Origin of the sequence: Salinimicrobium profundisediminis (genome assembly GCF_026241755.1) — a bacterium.
Classification (GTDB): Bacteria; Bacteroidota; Bacteroidia; order Flavobacteriales; family Flavobacteriaceae; genus Salinimicrobium; species Salinimicrobium profundisediminis.
Genome location: NZ_JAPJDA010000004.1, coordinates 63,796 through 79,950 on the forward strand (window position 1 = coordinate 63,796; position 16,155 = coordinate 79,950).

The window sequence follows — 16,155 nt, forward strand, 5'->3', positions numbered from 1 at the left end:
TTAAAGAATTAATTATAAAAAGCATATGTCTCATTACGAAGCACCTATTCGAAAGCCTTTAGTACTTGGCGATAAGACCTATCATGATGTAACGGTCGATGTTGCTGCGCCTGTTGAAGGACGAGCTAACAAATCATGGTGGATAGTTTTCTCTATTGCACTTGTCGCTTTTCTATGGGGATTAGGTTGTATTATCTATACCGTTTCAACAGGAATTGGAACCTGGGGATTAAACAGGACCGTTGGTTGGGCCTGGGATATCACTAACTTTGTATGGTGGGTAGGTATTGGTCACGCCGGTACACTTATTTCGGCGGTTCTATTACTTTTCCGTCAAAAATGGAGAATGGCAATTAACCGTTCTGCCGAAGCTATGACCATCTTCTCGGTAGTACAGGCAGGGTTGTTCCCTATCATTCACATGGGGCGCCCATGGCTTGCATATTGGGTACTTCCTATTCCAAACCAGTTTGGTTCTCTATGGGTAAACTTTAACTCACCGCTACTTTGGGACGTTTTTGCAATCTCTACCTATCTTTCTGTATCGCTTGTTTTCTGGTGGACAGGATTGCTTCCAGATTTTGCAATGATTAGAGACAGGGCTGTAAAACCATTTCAGAAACATATCTACGGAATTTTAAGTTTTGGATGGAGTGGGCGTGCTAAAGACTGGCAGCGTTTTGAAGAAGTGTCGCTTGTTTTGGCAGGTTTGGCTACCCCTCTTGTACTTTCGGTGCATACCATCGTATCTTTTGACTTTGCTACATCGGTAATTCCGGGATGGCATACTACTATTTTCCCGCCTTACTTTGTTGCGGGTGCGATCTTCTCAGGTTTTGCAATGGTGAACACCTTGCTTATTATCATGAGAAAGGTTTCAAATCTTGAAGACTATATTACCATTCAGCACATAGAGCTTATGAACATCGTGATCATGATCACAGGTTCTATTGTTGGTGTTGCTTATATCACGGAATTATTTATGGCCTGGTACTCGGGTGTGGAATACGAACAGTATGCTTTCCTTAACAGGGCTACAGGACCTTACTGGTGGGCTTACTGGTCTATGATGACCTGTAATGTGTTCTCGCCACAGTTCATGTGGTTCAAAAAATTACGTACCAGCATCATGTTCTCTTTCTTTATCTCTATTGTTGTAAACATCGGGATGTGGTTTGAACGTTTCGTAATTATTGTGACTTCACTGCACAGAGATTACCTGCCTTCTTCCTGGACCATGTTCTCCCCAACTTTTGTAGATATTGGGATCTTTATTGGAACTATTGGATTCTTCTTCGTGTTGTTCCTGCTTTATGCCAGAACATTCCCTGTAATTGCACAGGCAGAGGTGAAGACAATTCTTAAAGCTTCGGGTGACCGTTATAAGAAATTAAGAGCCGAACATGGAGATCATGTTGATCACGTAAACCCAAACCCTGTAGGAAAAGAGCCTGCTGTTAATAAAGCTGAAGGTTGGATAAAGAGAGGGGAATTTGAGGCAAAGCGGGAGCATGAACCAACTACCCATACTGAAGGACTAACAAATTCTGAAATCGATCGGGATAAAATTGACGAAATGTTACACAGAATTGGCATTTTTGACCCCGGAACAGAATCTGCCGATGACCTTCAAAAGCTAAACGGTGTAGGCCCGGTTATGGAACAGCGCTTACATCAGGTAGGGATATATACTTATGCACAGGTTAGTAATCTTTCCTTTGAAGATTATACCTTACTTGACAGGGTAATAGAGAACTTCCCTACTGCCGATAACAGAGGGGACTGGAACCAACAGGCAAACGAACTAAAAAGTAAATAAGAATGGCATCTAAAGTTATACACGCTCTTTATACAGATGACGACTTGCTTTTACAGGCTGTAAGGCAAGTAAGGGAGGCTCGCTACAGCATTGGGCAAATCTATACGCCTTTTCCGGTTCACGGGCTAGATAAAGCGATGGGGTTGGCGCCAACCAGACTGGCAATTACTGCCTTTCTTTATGGGATCATTGGATTGTCTGTAGCAGCAGCTATGATGAATTTCATCATGATTGAAGACTGGCCAATGGATATTGGAGGAAAGCCGAGTTTCAGCTTTATTCAAAATATGCCTTCTTTTGTTCCTATTATGTTTGAATTAACAGTGTTTTTTGCTGCCCACCTTATGGTGTTTACCTTCTTTATGAGAAGTAAACTGTGGCCATTCAAGAAAGCAGAGAACCCTGATAGTAGAACCACCGATGATCATTTCCTTATGGAAGTTGTAGTTGGGAGCCATGATGCAGAGGAGCTAACCGGATTTTTGTTCAACACCGGTGCTTCTGAAATTAAACTAATAGATAAGAAATAAACCCAATGAAAAGTTTATTTAAAAGATCCATATTTTTCATTTTAGCGGTAACGGTGGTTTCCTGTGTAGAGAACTCTAAACCCAATTACCAGTATATGCCAAATATGTACGAGACTGTAAGCTATGAACCATATGGAGCTTACGAAGTTTTTGTTAATGAACAGGAGGCGAAACTTCCCGTAGAGGGGACGGTATCAAGAGGGTGGAAACCTTACGAATATGAGAATTCTCCCGAAGGTTATGCTACTGCCAAAACCGAATTGGAAAATCCGCTGCCATACACCGAAGATAATCTTGCTGCAGGAAAAGCCCTATATACTATTTATTGTGCAGTTTGTCATGGTGATAAGGGAGATGGAAAAGGTATACTTGTACAGCGTGAGAAATTCCTTGGTATCCCTAATTATTCCGATGTGGGGAGAGCCATTACAGAAGGTAGTGTATACCACGTGCAATATTACGGGCTTAACGCCATGGGGTCGTATGCCTCACAAACTTCTATTGAAGAGCGCTGGTTGATCACTCATTATGTTATGAAGCTTAAGAATGATCTTGAAGGAGGGCCTGAAAGAGCGTTTGAAGCTGCACCCGGAACTGAGCCTGAGGAGAATCTTATGCCGCCTGTAAATGCCGAGCAGACTATGGAGGTTAAGCAGAACGAAGCCGAAGGAGAACCAATTGACGAAAACTAAGAATAACAGCATTAGATATTATACAATATGTACACGCTATCCAGTAAATTAAAATTATTTTCCATTATCCTCATGGTTGTTGGTCTCTTAGGCCTTGTCTACGGATTCTTTGCCGTTCCTTCTACTATTGAAGATGTGAGGGAGCTTGTAGCACATGATGGTCATGGAGAAGTGGTTGAAATGCCTTTAACCGGGCAAACTGAAGATGAGTTGGAAGATGATGCCAGAGGGTTTGACTATGTGCCTTCTGAACATAAAGTAGAAACCGATCGTACAGATGAAGAGGTACACAAAATGGCCGAAGATGCCGAGTTAGTGCACCTGGAGCATATTCTACATCAGCTTCAGAACAAGCCCTGGGCAGCGTTATACGTGGCTGCTTTCTTCTTCTTTATGATAGCACTTGGGGTACTCGCGTTTTACGCAGTACAATTTGCAGCCCAGGCAGGATGGTCTCCTGTACTTTTCAGAGTAATGGAAGGGATCACTGCATATTTGCTACCTGGTGGGGTTATTATGTTCATTTTACTGGCGCTTTCATCTTTTCATTTTAACCATTTGTTTATATGGATGGATCCGGAAGTTGTTGCACACGATGAGATTATTCAGAATAAACAATCCTATCTTAATGTTCCGTTTTTCCTGATAAGAGCTTTAATTTATATTGGAGGGTGGGTATTGTTTAGACATCTTCTAACCAGAAATTCAAGAAAACAGGACGAGGCTACAGGTATTACCTGGTATAAAAAGAACTTTAAATTGGCTGCCGGATTCCTTGTATTCTTTATTGTTACAGAATCAATGATGTCATGGGACTGGATTATGAGTTTAGATCCACACTGGTTTAGTACCCTTTTTGGATGGTATGTTTTCTCCAGTATGTTTGTTTCGGGAATTACCGTGATCGCTTTGGTTACTATTTACCTTAAATCACGCAACTATTTGCCATTCGTTAATGACAGCCACATTCATGACCTGGCCAAATTCATGTTCGGGATCAGTATTTTCTGGACTTACCTTTGGTTCTCACAGTTCTTGCTTATCTGGTATTCTAACATTCCGGAAGAGGTTACCTATTACGTGGCGCGTATAGAAGATTACGGATTGGTGTTTTTTGGTATGGTAGTATTAAACTTCCTGTTTCCTTTGCTCTTGCTTATGAACAGCGATTTCAAAAGAGTGAACTGGTTTGTGGTAATGACAGGAATAATTATCTTACTGGGTCATTACCTGGATATCTTTGTGATGGTAATGCCTGCAACCGTGGGAGAATCATGGTTCATTGGTATTCCTGAGCTTAGTTCCCTGGCATTTTTTGGAGGATTATTTATTTTTGTGGTATTTAGCGCTCTAACAAAAGCACCACTGCTTGCAAAGGGCAATCCTTTCATCAAGGAGAGTGAGCATTATCATTATTAAAAGATTGTTAAAAGAGAAACTATAAAATGACAGTATTTTTAATCATAATAGTAGTAGCATTATTTGCGATAACTATCTGGCAACTTTCCAGGATCTTCCAATTGTCGAGGAATACTAATTCTATCGATTCATCAGAGATCGCAAGTGATAAGGATAACAGAACACAGGGTAACCTTATGCTTGCCTTTGGTATCGCATTTTATCTTTTTATGCTTTATAACTTCTGGAACTTTAGCGACAGGGCTTTACCTGCAGCTTCTTCAGAACATGGAGCAGATTATGATAACCTGTTGTTGATCACCATGGCTGTGATCATGTTCGTACAGGTTATCACCCAGGGTCTTCTTCACTATTTTGCCTTTAAATACAAAGGTAAGAAAGGACAGAAGGCACTTTTCTTTGCCGATAACGATAAACTGGAATTTGTATGGACTATTATCCCGGTAATCGTATTGGCCGGTTTGATTATCTACGGATTATTTACCTGGAGTGATATTATGGATGTGGATGAAGAAGATGATCCTATCGTAATTGAACTTTACGCCAAGCAGTTTAGCTGGCAGGCACGTTACGCCGGGCAGGATAATGTACTTGGTAAAGCAAATGTTCGCTTTATTGAAGGGGCTAACACTATGGGGGTTGACGAAAGTGATCCATATGCTATGGATGATGTTATCACTGCAGAGATCCACCTTCCGGTAAACAGGCCTGTGCTTTTTAAAATGAGATCTCAGGATGTATTGCACTCTGCTTACTTCCCTCACTTTAGAGCCCAAATGAACGTAGTGCCGGGTATGATCACTCAGTTTTCGTTTACACCAACTGTAACGACCGATGAGATCAATGAAACCGAATATATGAGAGACAAGGTCGCTTATATTAACGAGATCAGGAGGGAGAAAAGCGCCGAGCTGGCTGCATTGGGTGAAGAGCCTTTAAGCGATTATGATCAATTTGAATATTACCTCTTGTGTAATAAGATTTGTGGTGTGGCACACTACAACATGCAAATGAAAGTAGTTGTAGAAACTGAAGAAGAATTCAATACCTGGATGGCAGAACAAAAGAAATATTCTGAAACCATGGAAGCTGCAACTGCAGGCAGGCAGGTTGAAAAGAATAGTGGGAGCGAACTTGCACAGGTAGAAAATTAATTAAGTTAAGAATAAAGAAATATGTCAGCAGTAGGACAAGTACCGGTTAATGAACACGCTCATGATGATCATCACCATGAGGGTAATTTCTTTACGAAATATATATTCAGCATGGATCATAAGGTTATTGCAAAGCAATACCTTTTCACTGCGCTTTTTATGGGGATTATTGGAATTGCAATGTCCATCTTCTTCCGTATGCAGCTTGCATGGCCGGCTGAATCATTTAAAATATTTGAGATCTTTCTGGGCAAATGGGCTCCAGATGGTGTTATGAGTCAGGAGATCTATCTTGCACTTGTAACTATCCACGGTACCATCATGGTATTCTTTGTACTTACACAGGGGCTTAGTGGAACTTTTAGTAACCTGTTGATCCCGCTTCAAATTGGAGCCCGTGATATGGCTTCAGGATTTATGAACATGCTGTCTTACTGGCTGTTCTTTCTTTCCTGTATTATCATGCTTAGCTCTTTGTTTATTGAATCGGGCCCTGCTTCAGCCGGGTGGACAATTTATCCGCCGCTAAGTGCATTGCCGCAAGCTATTGGTGGTTCTGGTCTTGGTATGACGCTGTGGTTAATATCTATGGCAATTTTCATCGCTTCATCTCTTTTAGGTTCACTAAATTATATTGTTACAGTCATTAACCTTAGAACTAAGGGAATGTCTATGACACGTTTGCCTTTAACTATTTGGGCGCTTTTTGTTACTGCTATTATTGGAGTAGTTTCTTTCCCGGTGCTGTTATCGGCAGCTTTGATGCTTATTATGGATAGGAGCTTCGGAACTTCTTTCTTCCTTAGTGATATTTACATTGGAGGAGAAGTGCTGCACTACCAGGGTGGTTCGCCTATTCTTTTTGAACACCTTTTCTGGTTCCTTGGGCACCCTGAAGTATATATTGTTATTCTTCCTGCCATGGGTATCGCTTCAGAGATCCTGGCAACCAACTCCAGAAAACCCATTTTTGGATACCGTGCAATGATCGCGTCTATTTTGGGTATTGCCTTTCTTTCAACAATCGTTTGGGGGCACCACATGTTCGTATCGGGTATGAACCCGTTCCTTGGTTCGGTGTTTACCTTTACAACTTTATTGATCGCAATTCCTTCCGCAGTAAAAGCCTTTAACTGGATCACCACGATCTGGAAAGGGAACCTGCAAATGAACCCTTCAATGCTGTTCTCTATTGGTTTCGTTTCTACCTTCATTACAGGAGGTCTAACCGGGATCGTTCTTGGAGATAGTACTCTTGATATTAACGTGCACGATACTTACTTCGTTGTGGCTCACTTCCACCTGGTGATGGGTATTTCTGCCCTCTACGGAATGTTCGCAGGTATCTACCACTGGTTCCCAAAAATGTTTGGGCGTATGATGAACAAGAACCTCGGGTACATCCATTTCTGGATCACTATTATAGGGGCTTATGGGGTATTCTTCCCAATGCACTTTGTAGGTATGGCAGGTCTACCACGTAGATATTATGACAACACTGCTTTCCCATACTTTGATGACCTTTTAGAGGTGAATGTATTGATCACTGTGTTCGCTATAGTAACTGCACTGGTACAGTTGGTATTCCTTTACAACTTTATCCATTCTATAGTTGCCGGGAAAAAAGCTACTGCCAACCCATGGAATTCCAATTCACTTGAGTGGACTACTCCTGTTGAACCTATCCACGGAAACTGGCCTGGTGAGATTCCACACGTTTACCGTTGGGCTTACGATTACAGTAAAACAAATGAAAATGGTGAGTATGTGATTGCAGGGCAGGACTTTGCCCCACAAAACGTACCGCTTCAAAAAGGGGAAGAAGAGCTTAATCATTAAGCTTTCCCTTCTTTAATACTACAAAGCCTTTTCATCTAATGAAAAGGCTTTTTCTTTTATCTTTGTTCCAAACCTGATGAGCATGAACGAAAACCTTGATCCCACCGGTGAAAATTTTTCTTCGGAAGAACTTGACATCGAAAGAGCTTTACGGCCTCTCGAATTTGATGATTTTGCAGGCCAGGATCAGGTATTGGATAATCTGAAGGTTTTTGTTGAAGCTGCCAATCAACGTGGGGAAGCTCTTGATCACACCTTGTTTCATGGTCCTCCGGGGCTTGGTAAAACTACTTTAGCACACATTCTGGCCAATGAGCTTGGCGTGGGTATAAAAGTAACTTCAGGCCCTGTGCTCGATAAGCCCGGTGATCTTGCAGGTTTGCTTACCAATCTCGATGAAAGGGATGTATTATTCATAGATGAGATCCATCGCCTTAGTGCCGTAGTGGAAGAATATCTCTATTCGGCTATGGAAGACTACCGTATCGATATCATGATCGAAACAGGTCCAAACGCCCGTTCTGTACAAATCAATTTAAATCCCTTTACGCTAATAGGTGCAACCACCCGTAGCGGATTACTTACCGCACCAATGCGGGCACGCTTTGGGATCTCCAGCCGACTCGAATACTACACCACCGAATTGCTTTCAGATATTGTGCAGCGAAGTGCGCATATTCTAAAAGTGCCAATTTCTATGGAAGCTGCTATCGAAATTGCCGGCCGTAGCCGTGGGACACCGCGTATCGCAAATGCCCTTTTACGAAGGGTACGCGATTTTGCGCAGATAAAAGGCAATGGGAAAATAGATATTGAAATTGCTAAGTACAGCCTTAAAGCCCTAAATGTAGATGCTCACGGGCTGGACGAAATGGATAATAAGATCCTCACCACTATTATCGACAAATTTAAAGGTGGCCCCGTGGGCATCACCACCCTTGCAACCGCAGTGAGCGAAAGCGCAGAGACTATTGAAGAAGTTTACGAGCCTTTCCTTATTCAACAGGGGTTCATTCAACGGACACCCCGGGGGAGGGAAGTCACCGAAGCAGCCTATAAACACCTCGGAAGAGTAAGAGGCGGTATCCAGGGCGGATTATTTTAAGATTGGCATTTTAGACCTCACAGGCTTCTAAAACCTGTGAGGTCTGCCAGAGATCCAAAAACATGAAAGACACCAGGGGTATACCAACAGTTTCCAGACTTGAATTCTATAAAAGTGCAGCCGGTATATTGAAAAATCCGTTGCCCTTTCATAACCGGAATTTTCAGAAATATGGAGATACCTTCAGGTTGAACATTGGTTTTGGTCGCAAGATCATTTTTTCCCGCGACTCAGGTTTTGCCGAATACGTGCTTCAGAAGAATCAACGGAATTACAAGAAGTCCGAGATCCAGACTCAGGATATGGCAAAATATCTCGGTCAGGGTCTGCTTACTGCCGAAGGAGAACTTTGGAAAAAACAGCGTAAGCTCATTCAGCCTGCTTTTCACAAAAAGCAATTAGCGGGGCTGTTAGATAAAGTTCAGGCTGCAATCACTGTGGAGCTAAACAAGATAAGAACAAATGCCCCTATGGACATTTTTCCGGTGTTCAACGATCTGGCTTTTCAAACGGTGGTTAAATCCCTTTTTAGCAGTGCGGTGGGGCAGCAGGAGATCAACAGGTTGCAGTATATTACAGAGGCGGCTCAAAAAATGCTTGTACGGGAGTTGAGGCAGCCGTACCTGAGCTGGTACTTCAGGTTTAGCGGCAAAATACAGCGGCACCTCGACCTTACCGACGAAGCAAGGCAGATCCTCACCCGTCTTATTGAAGAGCGAAAGCAAAGTGGAAAACGGGAAGACGACCTGCTCGATATGCTGCTCGATGCCCGCTACGAAGATGGAAATGCCATGACGCATGATCAGCTTGTTGATGAGATCCTCATCCTGTTTACTGCGGGCCACGAAACAACTTCAAACGCGCTCACTTTCATCACTCAGCTGCTGGGAAGAAATCCCGAAATGCAGGAAAAAGTGCTGGCTGAAGTTAAATCTGCCAAAAATAACTCCGAAGATCTCATGGAATTCCTAAGGCATTGCCGCTATACGCAGGCAGTGGTGGAAGAGGGCATGAGGCTGTATCCGCCAGTATATTTTATTGATAGGGTGAACCTGGAGGACGATGAATTCGAAGGGAAATTCTATCCCAAAGGTTCCAGCCTGTTGTTTTCCATTTATGAGATACACAGGCACCCAAAACATTGGAAGGATCCTGAGCAGTTTTTACCTGAAAGATTTCTTGAAGGAAAATACGCCAACTATTTTCCTTTTGGTGCAGGCCCGCGCAAATGTATCGGGAATAATTTTGCCATGTATGAGATGGTGATGACGGTAGCCGAACTGGTTTCCAGGTATAAAATTGAGGCCGGCACGGGAGAAATCGAAATTCAGCCCCTTATTACTCTTAAACCAAAAAACGCCGTACTTCAGTTTAAGCTTCGGAAATAATCCCTTCCAAAAATGCTATTTTTGGCACCTCATAATTTTTTATGTTGGGCACAGAAGTTGCAAAGTTTCAGAAAGTGAATAATTCAGCAAGATCAAAAAACAGCGCTTTAATTAAAGCCGAAGCTCAGCGCCTTGGCTTTTTGTCCTGCGGAATTTCGAAAGCTGAATTCCTTGAAGAAGAGGCACCACGCCTGGAAGAATATCTGCAAAAAGAAAGACACGGAAAAATGTCATTTTTGGAGAACTACTTCGACAAGCGCCTCGATCCCACAAAACTTGTTGAAGGTTCCAAAAGTGTGATTTCCCTCCTGCTCAATTATTATCCCGAAGAAAAACAGCGGGAAGATTCCTACAAGATCAGTAAATATGCTTACGGCACCGATTATCACTTTGTCATAAAAGATAAACTGAAAAGTTTGCTGCAGTTCATTCAGCAGGAAATAGGCGAGGTTGAAGGCCGTGCTTTTGTAGATTCGGCGCCGGTAATGGATAAAGCCTGGGCCGCCAAAGCAGGGTTGGGCTGGGTTGGGAAGCATACGCTACTGCTGTCGAAGCAAAAAGGCTCGTTCTTTTTTGTGGCCGAGCTTATTGTAGACCTGGAACTGGAGTATGACGCGCCGGTAACCGATCACTGCGGAAGCTGTACCGCCTGTATCGACGCCTGCCCCACAAATGCCATTGTAGAGCCTTATAAAGTTGACGGCAGCAAGTGCATTTCTTATTTCACTATTGAACTGAAGGATCAGCTTCCACAGGAAATGAAGGGGAAATTTGATGACTGGGCCTTTGGATGTGATACTTGCCAGGATGTGTGCCCGTGGAATAGATTTTCAAAGCCTCACAATGAACCACTCTTCAACCCGCATCCCGAGTTGCTTAGCATGAGCAAAAAGGACTGGGAAGAGATCACAGAAGAGACTTTCCGGAAGGTGTTTAAAAAGTCGGCTGTGAAACGCACCAAGTATAGCGGACTCACAAGGAATATCAGGTTTTTAAAAGATTAGACTCCCGGCAAATTCAGTTTTGACAGGATTTCCCTGCTCATCTTTGGCGGGGCTTTCAAATTTCAAATTTTCAAGGGCATCTTTAACTATTTGGGTCATCCGTTTTCCGGAAGCAATTGCGATTACATTCAGAGTTTTTCCTTGTTTGTTTACTTCAAAGAAATATTTTATTTCTGTGCCCGATTTTATCTTTGGTATTTCTTTTTGAAGATGTGCTCTCAATTTTTCGTTTGTCATTTTCCGAAAGCATTCTTTGTTATCGGGCATAGAGACACATTCCTGATATTCCGGAGGAAATTTTAGTTCTTCAAACTTAATAACTCCCAGTCGTTCTGTTTCCTGCCTGCCCAGGCTCTTTTCGATGTTTTTTTGGAAATCTTCAGAACTCAGATATTCTTCCATGCTGTTATGATTTACGGTTCTAAAAGTGATTGGCAAAGAATGCAGCACAGCCACCTTTTCACCATTTAGGGTTGCAGGTTCTTTGATCTTAAGCATCTTAATTACCCTTTTTGCCTCTTTCCTATGCTTACTATCCTCTGCGCGCACCTTTACATCCTGCACCTGCCCATCTGCCGAGACTTTGAATTGAACATAAGCCTTCCCTGTAGCATGTAAGGTTTTCCTAATGTCTAGATTGGCTTGAATGTGATCGTTTAGCTTAGCATTAAAGCAATCTTTAGTATCTTTAGAATCGTCGCACGTCCCAATAACCGGTGCGGTATCAACAGCAGGCAAAAGGTAAGCATCCTGTGAAAATGAATTATTACTGAAAAAGAATAGAAATAGGAATAAGTAAAGATATTTCATGAAGTTATTTTTTTTAAAAATAAAAATTTTTAAGCAGTTTCTCCTGATCCTGTGTTTCTTCGGAATTTCCCATCAGCTTTTTGCGCAGACTGAAACCTTTAAACTTAAGGTTGATTCGGCCTTCGAGAGGCTGATTGCTGTGGCCGATACCGATGGCGACAAAAAGATCACTGTAGAAGATGATCCAAAAATGCCATTTTTGATACCTCATTCCCAGGGAGATTCGGTAGCAATCAGGGAAATCTATTATTTATCAAATTTACTTCAGGAGCTGGCAGTAGCTAGGGCTCAAAATAAAGATTCAGTAGAAATTTCGATTGACAGGATCAAGGAGCCGCCTACGCAGCGCATTTCCAGGAGGATTGAAACGCAGTTTTGGGATGATCTCACCCGCACGATTGACCGTAAGGGGATTCAAAAGATCCTTAGAGACACAAAAGCTTCAGATGGCGTACAGCGCTTGTATGTGCCGGCTACCGATACTTCAGGGATTAGGTATTACAAAGATCTTCAGCAGGAGCTAAGCGGGTTTGAGGTGGTGGTGCTTCCGGAGAAAATAACTCCGCAGTATGTCAAATCCATTAACGATAAACCCGGCCTGCTTGCCCTGAAAATAGAAAATGACCGCGGGGTTCCTTTTGTGGTGCCTGGCGGCAGGTTCAACGAAATGTATGGGTGGGACAGCTATTTTGAAGGCGTAGGATTGCTAATTGACGGGAGAATTGATCTCGCAAAGGCGATGGTCGACAATTTTGTTTACCAGATCAACCACTACGGAAAGATCCTGAATGCCAACCGCTCCTATTACCTCACAAGGACTCAGCCGCCGTTCATGTCTTCATTTGTGCGCGAGGTTTATGAAGCTATGGAAGTTAAGGATGAAGCCTGGCTGCGCGAGGCGCTGAATGCTGCCATAAAGGAGTATGAGCAGGTTTGGATGGAGGAAGGAGAGCGACTAACCGGGAACGGACTTAACCGATACTATGCGCAGGGAATAGGCATCCCGCCAGAGACCGAAAAAGGGCATTTTAACGAGGTGCTTCAGGAATTTGCGGAGAAATATGGTTTGAAAGTTTCAGAATTTGTAGAGCAATATCAGTCGGGAACAATAGATGCCCCTGAAGTAGATGAGTATTTCCTGCACGATCGCAGTTTGCGTGAGAGCGGGCACGACACTTCCTGGCGACTCGAAAACCGGGCGGCGCATCTAAATACCGTCGATCTCAATTCGTTACTTTACAAATATGAAAAAGATTTTGAATTTCTCATTGATGAATATTTTGATGAGCACTTTACCACTTCAGCAGGAAAAAAATATACCGATGATTACTGGGAAGAAAAAGCCGAAACTCGCAAAGCCCTAGTCAATGAATATTTGTGGAATGAACAAGACGGAAGTTTTTACGATTATAACTTTAAAACAGGAGAACAGACAAAATACATTTCGGCCACCAACTTTTATCCCTTGTGGAGCGGGTTAGCTTCCGAAGCACAGGCAGAAAGAATGGTTCCGCAGTTAATGCAGGATCTTAAGGCGCAGGGCGGCATACTTTCAAGCGCAAAATCTTCCGTAGAAAAAACCGCCACAAACGATGTGCAAAGGCAGTGGGATTATCCTTATGGTTGGGCGCCGCATCAAATGTTGCTTTGGCAGGGGTTGCTTGATTATGGCTATGAGGAGGAAGCCTATGAACTCATTTATCGCTGGCTCTGGATGATCACCAAAAACGCGGTAGATTATAACGGAACCATTCCCGAGAAATACAACGTGGTTGATGCCACGCACAAGGTTTATGCCGAATACGGGAACGTGGGGACAGAGTTTGATTATATCACCACTTCAGGATTTGGCTGGATGAACGCTTCTTATCAGCTGGGTCTGGAATTACTTCCGAAGCAATACCGCGAAAGGCTGAACGAGCTGGTAACACCCAAAAATGCCGGGTTTTAATTACTGAAAATGGCTGCATCGATACTTCCGAATTATTCATTGTGGTGGCAGTTAACATCAAAAAATAGGCTATAGCACCAAGCTATAAATGCGAAACTATTACCTTTGTGCTTGCCCCATAAACCGGGAAATTATGAAGAACGAACGCAAAAGACGTGAAGCTCTGGTATATCACGCAAAACCCACACCGGGAAAGATTCAGGTTGTGCCCACCAAAAAGTACTCTACTCAAAGAGATTTGTCACTGGCATATTCCCCGGGAGTAGCAGAGCCCTGCCTTGAAATTCATAAAAATAAGGAGAACGTATATAAATATACTACCAAAGGGAACCTTGTGGCCGTTATTTCTAATGGTACCGCAGTTCTTGGGCTTGGGGATATAGGCCCTGAAGCCTCAAAACCGGTGATGGAAGGAAAAGGCCTGCTTTTTAAGATCTTTGCCGATATTGATGTTTTTGACATTGAGGTAGATACCAAAGATGTTGATGCTTTTGTAGAAACCGTTAAAAATATCGCGCCTACTTTTGGAGGTATTAACCTGGAAGATATTGCAGCGCCTGAAGCTTTTGAGATTGAAAAAAGGCTTAAAGCAGAACTGGATATTCCCGTGATGCACGATGACCAGCACGGTACTGCCATAATTTCGGCAGCAGCTTTGCTCAATGCGCTTGAGCTTGCCGGGAAAAAGATAGATGAAGTAAGAATTGTTATAAGTGGAGCAGGAGCTGCCGCAGTTTCCTGTACTAAATTATATAAGGCATTCGGTGCAAAGGCTGAGAACATCGTGATGCTTGACAGTAAAGGAGTCATTAGAAAAGACAGGGAAGGTCTTTCTGAAGAAAAATCAGAATTTGCTACAGCCCGAAAAATCGATACGCTCGATGAGGCCATGGTAGATGCCGATGTATTTGTTGGCCTTTCTATTGCCGATATTGTTTCGCCCGATATGCTTAATCAAATGGCTAAAAACCCTATCGTTTTTGCCATGGCGAATCCAAACCCCGAAATTGATTACGATCTTGCCTGCGCTACCCGTAAAGATATAATTATGGCTACCGGGCGTAGCGACCATCCTAACCAGGTGAACAATGTGCTTGGTTTTCCATTCATTTTTCGTGGGGCGCTTGATGTTCGTGCTACCAAGATCAATGAAGAAATGAAGATGGCGGCTGTAAAAGCCCTGGCCCGTCTTACCAAAGAGCCTGTGCCCGAGCAGGTGAATATTGCCTATGGAGAAACCCGGCTAAATTTTGGCAGGGAATATATTATCCCCAAACCATTTGATCCGCGTCTTATTTCAGAAGTGCCGCCGGCTGTAGCGAAAGCTGCAATGGAGTCGGGAGTTGCACGTAGCCCAATTCAGGATTGGGATCGCTATGAAGATGAGCTGCTCGAAAGAATGGGTAACGATAGCAAGATCACCAGGCTATTGATGAACAGGGCGAAAATGGATCCGAAGCGGGTAATTTTTGCTGAAGCAGATCACCTCGATGTGCTTAAAGCTGCGCAGATTGCTTACGATGAAGGTATCGCCAAACCCATCTTGCTTGGTAGAAAGGATGTGATCACTGAACTGATGGCTGAAATTGATTTTAATGCCGAAGACGTGGAGATCATCGATTCAAAATCTGACGAGGAGGAAGCCAGGCGTAACCGCTATGCTGAAGTTTACTGGAAGTCCCGCCAGAGGAAAGGAGTTACCAAATATGATGCGGAGCTGTTAATGCGCGCCCGCAACTATTTTGCGGCAATGATGGTAAATGCCGGAGACGCCGATGCTTTGCTTTCGGGTTACTCAAGATCGTACCCTACCGTATTGAAACCTATGCTCGAACTTATTGGAAAGGCAAAAGGAGTTTCTAAGGTGGCAGCCACTAACCTGATGAATTCGGCCCGCGGCCCTATTTTCATCAGCGATACTTCAGTAAATATTGATCCTACTGCAAAAGAACTGGCCAAAATTGCACAAATGACCGCCAGGACTGTACGCCTTTTTGGAATGGATCCTGTAATTGCCATGATCTCTTATTCTAACTTTGGATCTTCAACTAATGAGAAGGCCGAAAAAGTAAAAGAAGCAGTAGATTATCTGCATAGGTTCTATCCAGATCTTGTGGTAGATGGTGAAATGCAATCAGACTTTGCGCTAAACAAAGAGATGCTTCGCAAGAAATTCCCATTCTCAAAACTTGCGGGGAAAAAAGTTAATACGCTCATTTTTCCAAATCTTGATTCTGGGAACAGTACCTATAAACTCATCAAGGAGCTTAACAAAACAGAATCTGTAGGGCCAATCCTGATGGGTATGAACAAGCCGGTGCACGTATTGCAGTTGGGGGCAAGTGTTGAAGAGATTGTGAATATGACAGCAGTAGCCGTGGTTGACGCCCAGGAAAAAGAGAAAAGAGCCAAACGGCAACAATAACATAATAACCGTGCAGGTG

Annotated in this window: 12 protein-coding genes; 11 read left to right on the forward strand and 1 reads right to left on the reverse strand. The window is 43.1% G+C overall.

Features of this window, described 5'->3' with window-relative positions; genetic code table 11:
- The first annotated feature begins 25 nt into the window (after window positions 1–25).
- The 9 genes from nrfD (at window position 26) to queG (ending at window position 10,950) form a co-directional block, all read left to right on the forward strand.
- Window positions 26–1,819 (forward strand): NrfD/PsrC family molybdoenzyme membrane anchor subunit, encoded by a 1,794-nt coding sequence (nrfD, locus tag OQ279_RS03390; protein ID WP_266068389.1) that lies wholly within the window; start codon window positions 26–28, stop codon window positions 1,817–1,819.
- A 2-nt stretch (window positions 1,820–1,821) separates the two neighbouring features.
- On the forward strand, window positions 1,822–2,349 hold the full coding sequence (locus OQ279_RS03395; RefSeq protein ID WP_266068390.1) for a DUF3341 domain-containing protein: 528 nt from the start codon (window positions 1,822–1,824) through the stop codon (window positions 2,347–2,349).
- A gap of 5 nt (window positions 2,350–2,354) precedes the next feature.
- Entirely contained in the window at window positions 2,355–3,041 is a 687-nt protein-coding gene (locus tag OQ279_RS03400; RefSeq protein ID WP_266068392.1) for a c-type cytochrome, read from the forward strand.
- A 27-nt stretch (window positions 3,042–3,068) separates the two neighbouring features.
- Window positions 3,069–4,460, forward strand: a complete 1,392-nt coding sequence (locus OQ279_RS03405; RefSeq protein WP_266068393.1) for a quinol:cytochrome C oxidoreductase — start codon at window positions 3,069–3,071, stop codon at window positions 4,458–4,460.
- 26 nt (window positions 4,461–4,486) lie between these two features.
- Window positions 4,487–5,614 (forward strand): cytochrome c oxidase subunit II, encoded by a 1,128-nt coding sequence (locus OQ279_RS03410; RefSeq protein ID WP_266068395.1) that lies wholly within the window; start codon window positions 4,487–4,489, stop codon window positions 5,612–5,614.
- Window positions 5,615–5,635: 21 nt separating this feature from the next.
- Complete coding sequence (locus OQ279_RS03415) at window positions 5,636–7,453, forward strand: cytochrome c oxidase subunit I (protein ID WP_266068396.1); 1,818 nt, start codon at window positions 5,636–5,638, stop codon at window positions 7,451–7,453.
- A gap of 82 nt (window positions 7,454–7,535) precedes the next feature.
- Complete coding sequence (gene ruvB, locus OQ279_RS03420; protein WP_266068397.1) at window positions 7,536–8,558, forward strand: Holliday junction branch migration DNA helicase RuvB; 1,023 nt, start codon at window positions 7,536–7,538, stop codon at window positions 8,556–8,558.
- A gap of 62 nt (window positions 8,559–8,620) precedes the next feature.
- The gene (locus OQ279_RS03425; RefSeq protein ID WP_266068398.1) at window positions 8,621–9,946 is read left to right on the forward strand and encodes a cytochrome P450; all 1,326 of its coding nucleotides are present in this window, start codon (window positions 8,621–8,623) and stop codon (window positions 9,944–9,946) included.
- A 41-nt stretch (window positions 9,947–9,987) separates the two neighbouring features.
- Window positions 9,988–10,950 (forward strand): tRNA epoxyqueuosine(34) reductase QueG, encoded by a 963-nt coding sequence (gene queG, locus OQ279_RS03430; RefSeq protein WP_266068399.1) that lies wholly within the window; start codon window positions 9,988–9,990, stop codon window positions 10,948–10,950.
- Here queG and OQ279_RS03435 read toward each other — a convergent pair.
- Window positions 10,939–11,760: an energy transducer TonB gene (locus OQ279_RS03435; RefSeq protein ID WP_266068400.1), complete on the reverse strand. Its 822-nt coding sequence runs from the start codon at window positions 11,758–11,760 to the stop codon at window positions 10,939–10,941. The genes queG and OQ279_RS03435 overlap by 12 nt on opposite strands.
- Between OQ279_RS03435 and OQ279_RS03440 the strand changes: the two genes are divergently transcribed.
- Both OQ279_RS03440 and OQ279_RS03445 read left to right on the forward strand, forming a co-directional pair.
- Window positions 11,759–13,711 (forward strand): trehalase family glycosidase, encoded by a 1,953-nt coding sequence (locus OQ279_RS03440; protein ID WP_266068401.1) that lies wholly within the window; start codon window positions 11,759–11,761, stop codon window positions 13,709–13,711. The two genes, OQ279_RS03435 and OQ279_RS03440, sit on opposite strands and share 2 nt — an antisense overlap.
- A gap of 133 nt (window positions 13,712–13,844) precedes the next feature.
- Window positions 13,845–16,136: an NADP-dependent malic enzyme gene (locus OQ279_RS03445; RefSeq protein ID WP_266068402.1), complete on the forward strand. Its 2,292-nt coding sequence runs from the start codon at window positions 13,845–13,847 to the stop codon at window positions 16,134–16,136.
- Window positions 16,137–16,155 lie beyond the last annotated feature (19 nt).